The 13216-nt window shown below is 70.8% G+C and carries 13 protein-coding genes; 6 read left to right on the top strand and 7 right to left on the bottom strand.

The window, feature by feature from the left end; all coding sequences use genetic code 11:
- Positions 1–80: 80 nt before the first annotated feature.
- Positions 81–737: a pirin family protein gene (locus ACFY2L_RS03340; protein WP_390656178.1), complete on the top strand. Its 657-nt coding sequence runs from the start codon at positions 81–83 to the stop codon at positions 735–737.
- 34 nt (positions 738–771) lie between these two features.
- Here the strand turns inward: ACFY2L_RS03340 and ACFY2L_RS03335 are convergent, their stop codons facing one another.
- Both ACFY2L_RS03335 and ACFY2L_RS03330 read right to left on the bottom strand, forming a co-directional pair.
- A complete protein-coding gene (locus tag ACFY2L_RS03335; protein ID WP_390821348.1) occupies positions 772–1590 on the bottom strand; it encodes a serine hydrolase domain-containing protein in 819 nt (272 codons plus the stop codon).
- A gap of 19 nt (positions 1591–1609) precedes the next feature.
- Entirely contained in the window at positions 1610–2083 is a 474-nt protein-coding gene (locus tag ACFY2L_RS03330) for a GNAT family N-acetyltransferase (RefSeq protein ID WP_390655550.1), read from the bottom strand.
- 97 nt (positions 2084–2180) lie between these two features.
- On the opposite strand from ACFY2L_RS03330, the gene ACFY2L_RS03325 reads away from it, so the two are divergent.
- On the top strand, positions 2181–2675 hold the full coding sequence (locus tag ACFY2L_RS03325) for a MerR family transcriptional regulator (protein WP_390655551.1): 495 nt from the start codon (positions 2181–2183) through the stop codon (positions 2673–2675).
- Positions 2672–3688 (top strand): aldo/keto reductase, encoded by a 1017-nt coding sequence (locus ACFY2L_RS03320; protein WP_390821347.1) that lies wholly within the window; start codon positions 2672–2674, stop codon positions 3686–3688. Before ACFY2L_RS03325 ends, ACFY2L_RS03320 begins: the two co-directional genes overlap by 4 nt.
- On the opposite strand, the gene ACFY2L_RS03315 is transcribed toward ACFY2L_RS03320, so the two are convergent.
- The 3 genes from ACFY2L_RS03315 to ACFY2L_RS03305 form a co-directional block, all read right to left on the bottom strand.
- Entirely contained in the window at positions 3689–4546 is an 858-nt protein-coding gene (locus tag ACFY2L_RS03315) for a DUF4429 domain-containing protein (protein WP_390821697.1), read from the bottom strand.
- A 57-nt stretch (positions 4547–4603) separates the two neighbouring features.
- Entirely contained in the window at positions 4604–5821 is a 1218-nt protein-coding gene (locus ACFY2L_RS03310) for an alpha/beta hydrolase (protein WP_390821346.1), read from the bottom strand.
- 92 nt (positions 5822–5913) lie between these two features.
- On the bottom strand, positions 5914–6540 hold the full coding sequence (locus tag ACFY2L_RS03305; protein WP_390655554.1) for a TetR family transcriptional regulator: 627 nt from the start codon (positions 6538–6540) through the stop codon (positions 5914–5916).
- Positions 6541–6605: 65 nt separating this feature from the next.
- Between ACFY2L_RS03305 and ACFY2L_RS03300 the strand changes: the two genes are divergently transcribed.
- Together ACFY2L_RS03300 and ACFY2L_RS03295 are read left to right on the top strand one after the other, a co-directional pair.
- Complete coding sequence (locus tag ACFY2L_RS03300; RefSeq protein ID WP_390655555.1) at positions 6606–8225, top strand: MFS transporter; 1620 nt, start codon at positions 6606–6608, stop codon at positions 8223–8225.
- A 255-nt stretch (positions 8226–8480) separates the two neighbouring features.
- On the top strand, positions 8481–8822 hold the full coding sequence (locus tag ACFY2L_RS03295; RefSeq protein ID WP_390655556.1) for a small hydrophobic protein: 342 nt from the start codon (positions 8481–8483) through the stop codon (positions 8820–8822).
- Here ACFY2L_RS03295 and ACFY2L_RS03290 read toward each other — a convergent pair.
- Positions 8776–9564: a potassium channel family protein gene (locus ACFY2L_RS03290; RefSeq protein WP_390655557.1), complete on the bottom strand. Its 789-nt coding sequence runs from the start codon at positions 9562–9564 to the stop codon at positions 8776–8778. The genes ACFY2L_RS03295 and ACFY2L_RS03290 overlap by 47 nt on opposite strands.
- 83 nt (positions 9565–9647) lie before the next feature.
- On the bottom strand, positions 9648–12395 hold the full coding sequence (gene aceE / locus ACFY2L_RS03285) for a pyruvate dehydrogenase (acetyl-transferring), homodimeric type (protein WP_390655558.1): 2748 nt from the start codon (positions 12393–12395) through the stop codon (positions 9648–9650).
- Positions 12396–12777: 382 nt separating this feature from the next.
- On the opposite strand from aceE, the gene ACFY2L_RS03280 reads away from it, so the two are divergent.
- Positions 12778–13215, top strand: coding sequence for a DUF3052 domain-containing protein (locus tag ACFY2L_RS03280; RefSeq protein WP_390655559.1), 438 nt, complete (start codon positions 12778–12780; stop codon positions 13213–13215).
- Position 13216 lies beyond the last annotated feature (1 nt).

The raw sequence follows: 13216 nt of genomic DNA, 5'->3' as shown, positions 1-13216 counted from the left end.
TATCCGGACGGCGGCGTGTGCCGCCGGGTCGCAGGTGAGGGGTTCGCACGGCCGGCGGCAGGTCTACCGTGGGGGGCGTGATGGACGTACGCCGCGCCGACGAGCGCTACCCCGGCGGGGACCCGGCGGCCGGCATCGAGACCCGGCACGCCTTCTCCTTCGGACCCCACTACGACCCGGACAACCTGCGCTTCGGCGCGCTGATCGCCTGCAACGAGGAACGCCTCGCCCCCGGTGCCGGCTTCGACGAGCACCCCCACAGCCACACGGAGATCGTGACCTGGGTGGTCGAGGGCGAACTCACCCACCGCGACTCCACCGGCCACGGGACGACGGTCCGCCCCGGGGACGTCCAGCGTCTCAGCTCGGCCGCCGGCGTCCGCCACGTCGAACGCAACGACGGCCCGGACCCCCTCACCTTCGTCCAGATGTGGCTCGCTCCCCTGGACCCCGGCGGCGACCCGTCCTACGAGATCGTGCACGGCATCGCCGACTCCACCCCGTACGCCGTACCGGAGGCGGCCGCGCTGCTCCACGTCCGGCGACTGGCGGCGGGGGAGCGGACGGCGGTGCCGGACGCGGCGTACGTGTACGTGCACGTCGTACGCGGCGAAGTACGGCTCGACGGCGCCGCACTGGGACCGGGAGACGCGGCACGCCTGACGGACACCGAGGGCCTGGAGGCGGTCGGCGTGAGCGCGGCCGAGCTGCTGGTGTGGGAGATGGGCAAGCCGTAGGGCCCGTGGGCGTGTGTCCCGGGACGGCGCCCGGCTACCGGAGTTCGGCGAGCACCGCGTCCGTGAAGGCCGGCCACGCCTCGACGGCCCACGGCCCGAACGCCCGGTCCGTGAGCGCGACGGCGGCCAGCCCCGCGTCCGGGTCGATCCACAGGAACGTACCGGACTGCCCGAAGTGGCCGAAGGTGCGCGGGGAGGACGAGGAACCGGTCCAGTGGGGGGACTTGGCGTCGCGGATCTCGAAGCCGAGCCCCCAGTCGTTCGGGTTCTGGTGGCCGTAGCCCGGCAGGACGCCCTTGGTGCCCGGGTACTGGACGGTCATCGCCTCCGCCACCGTGCGCGGGTCCAGCAGCCGCGGCGCCTGCACCTCCGCCGCGAACCGCAGCAGGTCCTCGACCGTCGACACCCCGTCCTTCGCCGGGGAGCCCTCCAGCGAGGTGGCGGTCATGCCCAGCGGCTCCAGCACGGCCTGCCGCAGATACTCCGCGAACGGGATGTCCGTCGCCTTGGCGATGTGGTCCCCGAGCTGTTCGAACCCGGCGTTGGAGTACAGCCGCCGATCCCCGGGGGGAGCCGTCACCCGGTGCTCGTCGAAGGCCAGCCCCGAGGTGTGCGCGAGGAGGTGGCGGACGGTCGCCCCGGCCGGTCCGGCGGGCTCGTCCAGCTCCACCGCCCCTTCCTCGTACGCGACCAGCGCGGCGTACGCGGCGAGCGGCTTGGTGACCGAGGCCAGCGGGAAGCGCCGGTCGGCGGGCCCGTGGGTGCCCAGGACCGTGCCGTCGGCCCGTACGACACCCGCCGCGGCGGAGGGAACCGGCCAGTTCTCGATCAGCGCGAGGCTCTTCAGCGACATGCCGACGAGCCTATGTCCCTCACAGAAGCAGCTCCAGCAAGGGGTCGGGCTTGGGCCTGAAGCCCAGGGACGCGTACAGCGGCTCGGCCTCGGCGGACGCGGTGAGCTGCACCTGTCGGACCCCCCGCGCCCGGAACCACTCCAGCAGCGCGTCCATGCAGGCGCGCGCGTACCCGCGGCGGCGGGCGTCCGGGTCGGTCGCCACGCTGAAGACGTACCCGAGGGTGCCGTGCGGGTTGCCGGCCCGTCCGATCCGGTACTCCACCGTCCCCACCACCAGCGCGGCCAGCGCCCCCGCCCGCTCCGGATGGTCCACGACGAACGCGCCGAAACCACCGTCGGGCTCGGCGAGCCGGGCCCGCAGTCCGGGCAGGGACTCGGTCTGCCAGCCGGTCGGCCCGGCGGAGGTGCCGGCCAGGGAGTCGATCATCACCTGACGCAGCCGCAGTACCTCGGCGGCGTCCTCGGGCAGCGCCCGGCGCACAAGGGTCATGGCCCCGCACGCTAACCGTCGTGATCAGGCCGCGTCCCCCGAATTCTTACCGATTCCGCTTGCTTGGAGTGCGCTCCAAGGTCATAGCGTGGGGTCCATGACGGTGTTGCAGACCACGCCCGTGACCACCGAGCAAGCCCCCAGCCCCGCAGACGTCTGCTCCGCGCCACCACCGCGGCATCCCCGCCCCGACGGGCAGGACAGCTACACGATCAGCGAGGTCGTCGCGTTCACCGGCCTGACGGCCCACACCCTGCGCTGGTACGAGCGGATCGGGCTGATGTCCCACATCGACCGCTCGCACACCGGCCAGCGCCGCTACAGCAACCGCGACCTGGACTGGCTCGACCTCGTCGGCAAGCTGCGGCTGACCGGTATGCCGGTCGCCGACATGGTGCGGTACGCCGAGCTGGTGCGCGAGGGCGACAGCACGTACGGCGAGCGCTGCGAGCTGCTGGAGGCGACCCGCCGGGACGTCCGGGCCCGGATCGCCGAACTCCAGGACACGCTCGCCGTGCTCGACCGCAAGATCATGTTCTATGCGGACGCCTCGCGCGTCCAGGCGTACGAAGCCGAGAGGACCCCCCGATGACCGACAGCAGGATCCCGGCCGCACGACTCGGTGACGGCGGCCCCGAGGTCGGCGTCCAGGGCCTCGGCTGCATGGGCATGAGCTTCGCGTACGGCCCCTCGGACGAGAAGGAGTCCCGGGCCACCCTGGAGCGCGCCCTGGAACTCGGCATCACCCTCTACGACACCGCGGACGCGTACGGCGCCGGCGAGAACGAGCGGTTCCTCTCGCCGTTCTTCAAGGCCCACCGCGACGAGGTCGTCATCGCCACCAAGTTCGCCCTGTCGATCCCGCGGGAAGACCCGACCCGGCGGATCATCCGCAACGACGCGCCGTACATCCGTGAGGCCGTCGAGGCGAGCCTGCGGCGGCTGGACGTCGATGCCGTCGACCTCTACTACATGCACCGGCGCGACCCGGCCGTGCCGATCGAGGAGACCGTCGGCGTGATGGCCGAGCTGGTGCGCCAGGGCAAGGTCAAGCACCTGGGCCTGAGCGAGGTGACGGCCGCCGAACTGCGGGCGGCGCAGGCCGTGCACCCCATCGCCGCCGTGCAGTCGGAATGGTCGCTGTTCAGCCGCGACATCGAGGCGCAGGTCGTCCCGGCGGCCCGCGAACTGGGCGTGGCCCTCGTCCCGTACTCCCCGCTCGGCCGCGGCTTCCTCACCGGCTCCTTCGCCGACGCCGCCCAGGACCTCACGGCCGACGACTTCCGCCGTACGCAGCCCCGCTTCACCGGCGAGAACGCGGCGGCCAACGCGGCGCTCCTGGAGCCCGTGCGCAGCGTGGCCGAGGCCCACGACGCCTCGCCCGGCCAGATCGCCCTCGCCTGGGTCCACCGGCAGTCCGAGGTCCACGGCCTGCCGGTGATCCCGATCCCGGGCACGCGCAAGCCGGGCAGGGTGGAGGAGAACGCGAGGGCGACCGCGCTGCGTCTGACGGACGAGGAACTGGCCCTGCTGGAACCGATAGCGGCGAAGGTGGCGGGCGACCGCTACGCGGACATGACGTTCACCTCCGCCGGGCGGGAGTAGTCACAGCTCCGCCAGCAGCTCCGCCTTCTTCACGGAGAACTCCTCGTCGGTGACCAGCCCGGCCTCGTGCAGTTCCCCGAGGTGACGGATCCGTTCGGCGATGTCCGCGGGATCGCGGCGGGGCGCGGACGCGGGGACGGCGGCCGCCGTCCCCCGCGCCCGCACCGAGGCCAGTACGGCGGCGGCGAACGGCAGTGATTCGTGCACCGGCCCGTAGCCCAGCCCGAACACCACGGTCCCCGGGTCCTGGTCGGCCTGCGCGGGGGCGTCGTCCCCGCGCAACAGCCGGAGGTGTCCTTCGAACACCTCCGGCGACCGCCACTCCACGCCGCTCAGTTCGGAGACGGCGAAACTCTGGTCGCCGGCTTTCCACTTCGCCGACGAGGCACCCGTCCAGAACCACCGGAAGCGCACGGTGCGGCCGTCGAAGGACGCCTTCCCGTCGTACGCCTTGAAGGACAGCGGAGCCTTGGGAGCCGGCACGAGGAACCGTTCCGCCGGACCGGCGCCGGAGCCGGCCAGCCGGGACCGCAGCTCCTCGGCGTAGTACTCGGCGAGCACCTCCCGTTCGGCCGGCAGCACCAGCCGGTACGGGTCGCACCCTTCCTTCAGCTGTCCCGCCGCCGCCTCCATCAGCGGATCGGCCCCCGGCCGCGGCTCGGCGCGCAGCACGACCGTCCCGCGTCTGCCGGGCGTGAGGGTCACCCCGGACAGAGCGGTCAGCGGAACTCTCCGTTCACCCAGCGCCGACAGCAGCTTGGGTGTGCGCATCCCCCGTTCGTAGCGGATGAGGACGGAGTCGGACTCGAACTCCCAGGCGGCATGAAATCCGGCCAGTACGTCACCCATGCGGCTCATCGTATGCGGGACACGCATCTTCGTCCCCTCCTCACGCGCGCCGCAATTCCTGCGTCTCTACGCGCGTCCGGCCGTGGTCGTGTCGGACAAACCCTCCCGGCAGGCGCCGGCATCGTCGGCGCACTCCACCGAACGGTACGCGCCAGTGCCGATGCCGGCGAGGTTGCGCAGGCTGTCGGTGCCGGGCACGAAGTAGCCGCCGTGGCCCTCCGCGTCGCGGGAGGACAGCACCCGTGCCCCGAACGCCCGGGCCATCGGATCCTCGCCGTGCCCCAGCCCGCCGACCTCCAGGTGCGGTACGTCCTGCACCCAGTCGTCGGCGTCCCGCATCGCCCACACCTGGGCGTCGGTGCCCAGTTCGGCCGCCTTCTCCACCCGCATGCCGGGGCTGCCGGCCACCGCTATGTCGGTCACCCGCTGCGGCATCGTGTGCGCGGCGACACCGCACAGCACGGAGCCGTAGCTGTGGCAGAACATCGAGACCGGCGCGCCGCCGGGCAGGGTGCGCAGCAGGGCGTTGAGACGTACGGCGCCGTTCTCGGCGCGCATCGCGGTCGCCGAGTCGATGCCGAGGCCGTCGGGGGAGGTGTAGTCGGCCCAGGCGATCACGGCCGTGCGGGTCGAGGGGCTCGCCTCGCGCTCCGCCGCGTACAGCGCCTGGGCCATGCCGACCGGCGCCGAGTACTTGCGCCGGGTGCGCTGGAAGGTGAGCAGGTCGGTGTCGACGCCGGGGACGACGACGGAGATCCGCTCGGCCTGGTCCAGGTCGCCGAAGACCTCGGCGGCCCGGCCCGAGCCCTCCGGGTCGAAGGCGAGGATCTGCCGGCCGGCGACGCTCATCGCCTCGTAGCGGTGCATGCGCCGCCCCGCCTCCTGCTGCCCGGCGGGGGAGAGCCTGTTGTCGCGCACCCGTTTGCGCTCGATCCGCGCCTGCTGGCGCAGCGCGATCCGGTTGGCGCGGTAGCGCAGCTCGACCGGGGCGCCGTTCATGTTGCCCACGGCGAGCGCGTACTCGTGCACGAGCTCGGTACGCTGGGCGGCGCTCAGCGAGGCGAAGAAGCGGGCGAGCCGGCCGGGAGCCGTGTCGGGCTCCGGGAGCTCGCGGCCGCCGATCCGGCCGTGCTCCCAGGCGGTGCGCGAGGCCTTGAGGGCGGTGGTCCCCTGGTGATGGCGTACGGCGGTCCAGCCGGTGGTCGCCAGCATCACGAACACCACGGCCAGGGCGAGCAGCGCGCGCCAGGCGCTCAGTTGCGGGGAGGTGTCGAAGGAAGTCACTGGGAGGACACACTAGGAGAACGGGAGGGTCTCAGGTTAATGAAGTGACTGGGATCACGTTTGGATGGGCGTGTCGGTGGTCATAAAGGCCTTCAGGCCTCGCGCCAGCTCCCCAGCAGAGCGGGCCCCACCTGATCGAGATACTGGGCCGTCAGCGCGTGGATGCCCTCCAGGCTGAACTCCTCCCGCGTCACCCACTGCCGTTCGGTCACCCGCATCACCCCGCTGAACACCGCCACCGCGAGCCGGGGGCGCGGATCGGCGTCGACGTCCAGGCCCTCCCGCTGCGCGATCACCCGCGCCAGGCTCTCCTCGGCCTCCGCCGACCGCCGCAGATGCGCGGCGAGCAGCACCGGCGTCGACTCGATCACCCGGTACATCCGCAGATACAGCTCCACGGGGACGACGCTCTCGACGACCTCGTTGATCGAGTACCAGCCGTCCAGCACGGCCTGCCGCAGCGCCTCCATCGGGGGCTCGTGGGGCGGACGCTCCCGCACGGCCCGCACGAACCGGTCCACCGTCAGCTCCACCAGGCCCAGCGCGGCCTCGTCCTTGCCGGCGAAGTAGCGGAAGAACGTGCGCTGCGAGACGTCGACGGCCTCGGCGATCGCGTCGACGGTGGTGTGCTCGTAGCCGCGCGAGAGGAACAGCTCCACGGCTGCCCGCAGCAGCGCCTCCCGGGTGCGCTGCTTCTTGCGTTCGCGCAGTGTTTCCATAGGTGTCAGTTACTGACTTGTGAACTCGTTTGTCAATTGTCAGTGGCTGTCCTTAGCCTCGACGCATGACTAGTCAGACCACCATCGACACGACGGGATCGGGGGACAGGGCAGCAGCGGTCCCGTCGGACCAGCCGCCGGCCCAGGGGCTCCGCGGCCACCCGTGGTTCACGCTCATCACCGTCGCCGTCGGGGTCATGATGGTGGCCCTCGACGGCACCATCGTGGCCATCGCCAACCCGGCCATCCAGAAGGACCTGGGCGCCACCTTCGCCCAGGTGCAGTGGATCACCAACGGCTACTTCCTCGCCCTCGCGGTCTCCCTGATCACCGCGGGCAAGCTCGGCGACCGCTTCGGCCACCGCCAGACCTTCCTGATAGGCGTCGTCGGCTTCGCCGCCGCCTCCGGCGCGATCGGCCTGTCCGACAGCATCGCGCTGGTCGTCACCTTCCGCGTCTTCCAGGGCCTGTTCGGCGCGCTGCTCATGCCGGCCGCGCTCGGCCTGCTGCGCGCGACGTTCCCGGCCGAGAAGCTCAACATGGCCATCGGCATCTGGGGCATGGTCATCGGCGCCTCCACCGCGGGCGGCCCGATCCTCGGCGGTGTCCTCGTCGAGCACGTCAACTGGCAGTCGGTGTTCTTCATCAACGTGCCGGTCGGCGTCCTCGCCCTGGTCCTCGGCACGCTGATCCTGCTCGACCACCGTGCGCGGAACGCGCCCCGCTCCTTCGACCTGCTGGGCATCGCGTTCCTCTCGGCCGCGATGTTCTGCCTGGTCTGGGCCCTGATCAAGGCCCCGACCTGGGGCTGGGGCGATGCGAAGACCTGGGCGTTCGTCGTCGTCTCCGTCGTGCTCTTCGGCGCGTTCGCCTTCTGGGAGACGCGGGTCAAGGAGCCGCTGATCCCGCTGGCGCTGTTCCGCTCGGTCCCGCTGTCGGCGGGTGTGGTCCTGATGGTCCTGATGGCCATCGCCTTCATGGGCGGCCTGTTCTTCGTGACGTTCTATCTGCAGAACGTGCACGGGATGACCCCGATCGACGCCGGTCTGCACCTCCTCCCGCTCACCGGCATGATGATCGTCGGCTCCCCGCTGGCCGGCGCGATGATCACCAAGCTGGGCCCGCGGGTGCCGCTGGCCGGCGGCATGGCGGCCACCGCGATCGCCATGTACGGCATGTCCACGCTGGAGACGGACACCGGCAGCGCCGTGATGTCGCTCTGGTTCGCCCTGCTGGGCCTGGGCCTCGCCCCGGTCATGGTCGGCGCGACCGAGGTCATCGTCGGCAACGCGCCCATGGAGCTGTCCGGCGTGGCCGGCGGTCTCCAGCAGGCGGCCATGCAGATCGGCGGCAGTCTCGGTACGGCCGTGCTGGGCGCCGTGATGGCCTCGAAGGTCGACAGCGACCTGCCGTCCAACTGGACCGCGGCCGGCCTTCCGGAGCTCACCCCCGCCCAGCTGGACCAGGCCTCCGAGGCGGTCCAGGTCGGCGTGCCCCCGGTCACGCCGCAGACCCCGCCGGAGATCGCCGCGAAGATCACGGACGTCGCCCATGACACGTTCATCTCCGGTATGAGCCTGGCGTCCCTGGTGGCGGCCGGAGTGGCGGTCGTCGCGGTGTTCGTCGCCCTGCTCACCAAGCGCGGCCAGAACGCGGAGGCGGGCGCGGGGGTCGGCCACATCTGACGCCCTCGAAGGCCCGCCGGACCTGACGGGATTTCAAGAGAATTCCCCTATCAGGGTGACAACGCTAAAGGTCCCTCGCCTCCGGTGCGCGCCGCAGGTCACAGTTAGTCAAGCCCTCCGCAGGGGAGGGCGGCCAGGGCTGCGGCGCGCTGCCGGAGGGGGACAGCGCGCCGACGGCCCGGCGAACGCGGGGCATGGACCGCGTGTCGTGGGTACCCGGTCATCGAAGCATCCCCGGAAACCAGGGAGTTGACGATGGCCGGCTTCGGACACGGCACGCGCAGGTACCCCCGCTCACGTGGCCGGATGGGGTCACGATGGGGGTCCCCCCGGTCGAGCGAAGCCGAGACTGGGGGAGGGCCGGATCGCGCGACGCTCGGCATCGTCGGCCTGGTCTGCGCGGTCGCCGGATTCTTCACCCTGGGCATCGTCCTGGGCCCCGCGGCGATCGCCTGCGGCTGGCTGGCCATGGGCCGTACCTGGTCGGGCCCCCGCCCGGTCCCGGCCCTGGTCGCCGTCGCCCTGGGCGCGATCGACACCCTGCTGGCGATCATCTGGATGGCGGGGGCGGCGTCACCGGGGATCGGGTTGCTCTGAGGGGCTCCGCCCTGTGCGACCCGTACTTCAACGCCTCGACCTCCGCCCGCAGCGCCCGTACCTCCTCGGTCAGGGCGAGGATCGCCTCGGTCTGGGCCCGCTCCTCGACGTCGTCCTTGTCGAAGCGCTCGATGAACCAGGCCGCGATGTTGGCGGTCACCACACCCAGCAGCGCGATGCCGGAGAGCATCAGACCGACCGCGATCATCCGGCCCAGTCCGGTGGTCGGGGCGTGATCGCCGTAGCCGACGGTCGTCATCGTGGTGAACGACCACCACAGCGCGTCACCCAGCGTGCGGATGTTCCCGTCCGGTGACTCCCGCTCCACGGACAGCACCGCCAGCGACCCGAACATCAGCAGCCCGACGACCGCCCCGGCGACATACGTCGTCACCTGGATCTGCGTGGCCATCCGCGCCCGCCGTCCCACCAGCAGCAGGGTGGACACCAGCCTGAGCAGTCTGAGCTGCTGCACCAGCGGCAGCACCACCGCGCACAGGTCCAGCCAGTGGGTGCGCACGAACAGCCGCCGGTCGGCCGTCAGCGCCAGCCGCACCAGGTAGTCCGCGGCGAACGCCCCCCACACCACCCACTCGACCACGGTGCACGCCTCCGTCAGCGCGTGACCGGCCGAGGTGTCCACGATCGGGACGGCGTAGGCCACCGCGAACACCACGGCGAGGGCCAGCAACGGCCGTTGGCTCCACTGTTCCCACCGGTCCTGCGCCGTTCGTTCGTGCATGCTCGCATCGTAAAGAACGAGTAAGGGCGGTGGAGCCAGAAGCCCCACCGCCCCTCGGACGTCGTGCGCCGCCGGCCGGGCGGCTACGCGTCGCCGCCCGCGGCCCCGGGGTCCGCCGCCGACGCGTCCAGCAGCTGGTACCGGTCGATCGCCTGCTTCAGCACCGAGCGGTCGACCTTGCCCTCCTTCGCCAGCTCGGTCAGCACGCCCACGACCACCGACTGCGCGTCGATGTGGAAGAAGCGGCGGGCCGCCCCGCGGGTGTCGGCGAAGCCGAAGCCGTCCGCGCCCAGCGACTGGTACGTCCCCGGCACCCAGCGCGCGATCTGGTCCGGCACCGACCGCATCCAGTCCGACACCGCCACGAACGGACCCTCGGCCCCGGTCAGCTTCCGCGTCACGTACGGCACCCGCTGCTCCTCCTCCGGGTGCAGCAGGTTGTGCCTCTCGACCTCGACGGCCTCACGCCGCAGCTCGTTCCAGGAGGTCGCCGACCAGACGTCGGCCCTGACGTTCCACTCCTCGGCGAGGATCTTCTGCGCCTCGACCGCCCACGGGACCGCCACACCGGACGCGATGATCTGCGCCGGGATCTGCCCCGAGGTGCCCTCGCTGAAGCGGTAGACGCCCTTCAGGATGCCCTCGACGTCCACGTTCTCCGGCTCGGCCGGGTGCTGGATCGGCTCGTTGTAGACGGTGAGGTAGTAGAAGACGTCCTCGCCGTGCGGGTGCTCGGGGGAGCTGCCGTACATCCGCCGCAGCCCGTCCTGCACGATGTGCGCGATCTCGAACCCGAACGCCGGGTCGTACGCGACACAGCCCGGGTTGGTCGACGCGAGCAGCTGCGAGTGGCCGTCCGCGTGCTGCAGGCCCTCACCGGTCAGGGTGGTGCGGCCGGCGGTCGCGCCCAGCACGAATCCGCGCGCCAGCTGGTCCGCCATCTGCCAGAACTGGTCGCCGGTGCGCTGGAAACCGAACATCGAGTAGAAGACGTAGACCGGGATGAGCGGCTCGCCGTGCGTGGCGTACGCCGAGCCCGCCGCGATCAGCGAGGCCGTGCAGCCCGCCTCCGAGATGCCGTCGTGCAGCATCTGGCCGGTCGGCGACTCCTTGTAGGCGAGGAGCAGGTCCCGGTCCACCGCCTCGTACTGCTGGCCAAGCGGGTTGTAGATCTTCGCACTCGGGAAGAACGAGTCCATGCCGAACGTGCGGTACTCGTCCGGCGCGATCAGTACGAAGCGCTTGCCGAGCTCCTTGTCCCGCATGAGGTCCTTGAGCAGCCGTACAAACGCCATGGTCGTGGCGATGGACTGCTGGCCGGTGCCCTTCTTCACGGTTGCGTACGTCTTGTCGTCCGGCAGCGCGAGCGGCTGGGAGCGCACGACACGGGTCGGGACGTAACCGCCGAGCGACTTGCGGCGGTCGTGCATGTACTGGATCTCCTCCGAGTCCCGCCCGGGGTGGTAGTACGGCGGCACGCCGGACTCCAGCTCCTTGTCGGAGATCGGCAGGTGGAGGCGGTCGCGGAAGCCCTTGAGGTCGGCGACCGTCAGCTTCTTCATCTGGTGCGTGGCGTTGCGGCCCTCGAAGTTCGGGCCCAGCGTCCAGCCCTTGATCGTCTTGGCGAGGATGACCGTCGGCTGGCCGGTGTGCTCCACGGCCGCCTTGAACGCCGCGTAGATCTTCTTGTGGTCGTGGCCGCCGCGCCCCAGGTGCAGGATCTGGTCGTCGGTCATGCCCTGGACCATCGCGCGCAGCCGGTGGTCGTCACCGAAGAAGTGGTCACGGATGTACGCGCCCGACTCGGTGGCGTACGTCTGGAACTGGCCGTCCGGCGTCGTGTTCATCTTGTTGACGAGGATGCCGTCCCGGTCCTGCGCGAGCAGCGGGTCCCAGGTGCGGTCCCAGATCAGCTTGATCACGTTCCAGCCGGCGCCCCGGAAGACCGACTCCAGCTCCTGGATGACCTTGCCGTTGCCGCGCACCGGGCCGTCGAGCCGCTGCAGGTTGCAGTTGACCACGAAGGTCAGGTTGTCCAGGCCCTCACGGGCGGCGATGGTGAGCTGGCCGAGCGACTCCGGCTCGTCCATCTCGCCGTCCCCGAGGAACGCCCACACGTGCGACTTCGAGGTGTCGGCGATCCCGCGCGCGTGCATGTAGCGGTTCATCCGCGCCTGGTAGATCGCGCCGATCGGGCCGAGGCCCATCGACACGGTCGGGAACTCCCAGAAGTCCGGCATCAGCCGCGGGTGCGGGTACGAGGACAGCCCGTACGGCGCCTTCGACTTCTCCTGGCGGAACGCGTCCAGGTTCTGCTCGCTCAGCCGGTCGAGCAGGAACGCGCGCGCGTAGATGCCCGGGGAGGCGTGGCCCTGGAAGAAGACCTGGTCGCCGCCGTCGCCCTCGTCCTTGCCGCGGAAGAAGTGGTTGAAGCCGACGTCGTAGAGGGACGCCGAGGACGCGAAGGTGGCGATGTGACCGCCGACGCCGATCCCGGGCCGCTGGGCTCTCGACACCATCACGGCCGCGTTCCAACGGGTGGCGTTGAGGATCCGGCGCTCGATCTCCTCGTTGCCCGGGAAGAACGGCTCGGCCCTGGTGGGGATGGTGTTGACGTAGTCCGTGCTGCGCATCTCGGGCACGGCCACGCGCTTCTCGCGGGCCCGCTCGATCAGGCGCAGCATGAGGTAGCGGGCCCGCTCCCGGCCGCGCTCGTCGATCGCGGCGTCGAGGGAGTCGAGCCACTCCTGGGTTTCCTCGGGATCGAAGTCAGGAACCTGACTAGGAAGGCCGCCAATGATGATCGGGTTGCGATCGGATCCGGAAGCCACGCTGTTCCTTACTCTCGCTGTTCGCTGTTCGCCGGCAACTGCACCGCCCCCATCGTGTACCTCGGCGGCGTAAACGTCATCTCTACCCCGAGGTAACCAGCACCCGTTCGAATCTCGTACCCTTGGATGGTTCTCAAATACGCAAACAGGGCAGATAGGTGTGGTGTACGTCACCATCCGTCCCGATCGCGTGCCTGGAGTTGCGTCGACACGGCCAGGATCGTCACCGTTTCGGCGGTCTGAACCGCCGGGTACTTGCGCGATCCGTCCCGCCCGTGTGGACTACGGCCAATGCTTCGCGCACGCGCGTGGCTGAGTTTCCCCCAGGCCCCGGACAGGGCCCGGGGGTACCCCCATCCAAGAAATGATCAGGAGGCAACCCGTGAGCGCGACCGCGGACCACGCGGAGGAGCGGACGAGCCCTGCCGTCAGGCTGGGTTTCCAGCCCGAGCAGGTGGTCCAGGAGATCGGCTACGACGACGACGTCGATCAGGAGCTCCGCGAGGCCATCGAGGAAGTCATCGGCAGCGACCTGGTGGACGAGGACTACGACGACGTGGCCGACGCCGTGGTGCTGTGGTTCCGCGACGAGGACGGCGACCTGACGGATGCGCTGGTGGACGCCACCACGTACATCGAAGAAGGCGGCTCGATCCTCCTCCTCACGCCGAAGACCGGACGTGACGGCTACGTGGAGCCGAGCGACATCTCCGAAGCCGCGACGACGGCGGGTCTCTCCGCCTCCAAGAGCGTCAGCGTGGGCAAGGACTGGAGCGGCAGCCGGCTGGTGACGCCCAAGGCCGCGAAGTCGAAGAAGTGAT

Origin of the sequence: Streptomyces sp. NPDC001381 (assembly GCF_042895685.1) — a bacterium.
GTDB lineage: Bacteria > Actinomycetota > Actinomycetes > Streptomycetales > Streptomycetaceae > Streptomyces.
This window is presented reverse-complemented; position numbering and strand designations above follow the sequence as displayed.

Coding starts and splice junctions, on each gene's coding strand:
- ACFY2L_RS03340 (WP_390656178.1), top strand. CDS start 81: ATGGACGTACGCCGCGCCGACGAGCGCTACCCCGGCGGGGACCCGGCG.
- ACFY2L_RS03295 (WP_390655556.1), top strand. CDS start 8,481: ATGGCCGGCTTCGGACACGGCACGCGCAGGTACCCCCGCTCACGTGGC.
- ACFY2L_RS03290 (WP_390655557.1), bottom strand. CDS start 9,564: ATGCACGAACGAACGGCGCAGGACCGGTGGGAACAGTGGAGCCAACGG.
- ACFY2L_RS03320 (WP_390821347.1), top strand. CDS start 2,672: ATGACCGACAGCAGGATCCCGGCCGCACGACTCGGTGACGGCGGCCCC.
- ACFY2L_RS03300 (WP_390655555.1), top strand. CDS start 6,606: ATGACTAGTCAGACCACCATCGACACGACGGGATCGGGGGACAGGGCA.
- ACFY2L_RS03335 (WP_390821348.1), bottom strand. CDS start 1,590: ATGTCGCTGAAGAGCCTCGCGCTGATCGAGAACTGGCCGGTTCCCTCC.
- ACFY2L_RS03305 (WP_390655554.1), bottom strand. CDS start 6,540: ATGGAAACACTGCGCGAACGCAAGAAGCAGCGCACCCGGGAGGCGCTG.
- ACFY2L_RS03315 (WP_390821697.1), bottom strand. CDS start 4,546: ATGAGCCGCATGGGTGACGTACTGGCCGGATTTCATGCCGCCTGGGAG.
- ACFY2L_RS03330 (WP_390655550.1), bottom strand. CDS start 2,083: ATGACCCTTGTGCGCCGGGCGCTGCCCGAGGACGCCGCCGAGGTACTG.
- ACFY2L_RS03325 (WP_390655551.1), top strand. CDS start 2,181: ATGACGGTGTTGCAGACCACGCCCGTGACCACCGAGCAAGCCCCCAGC.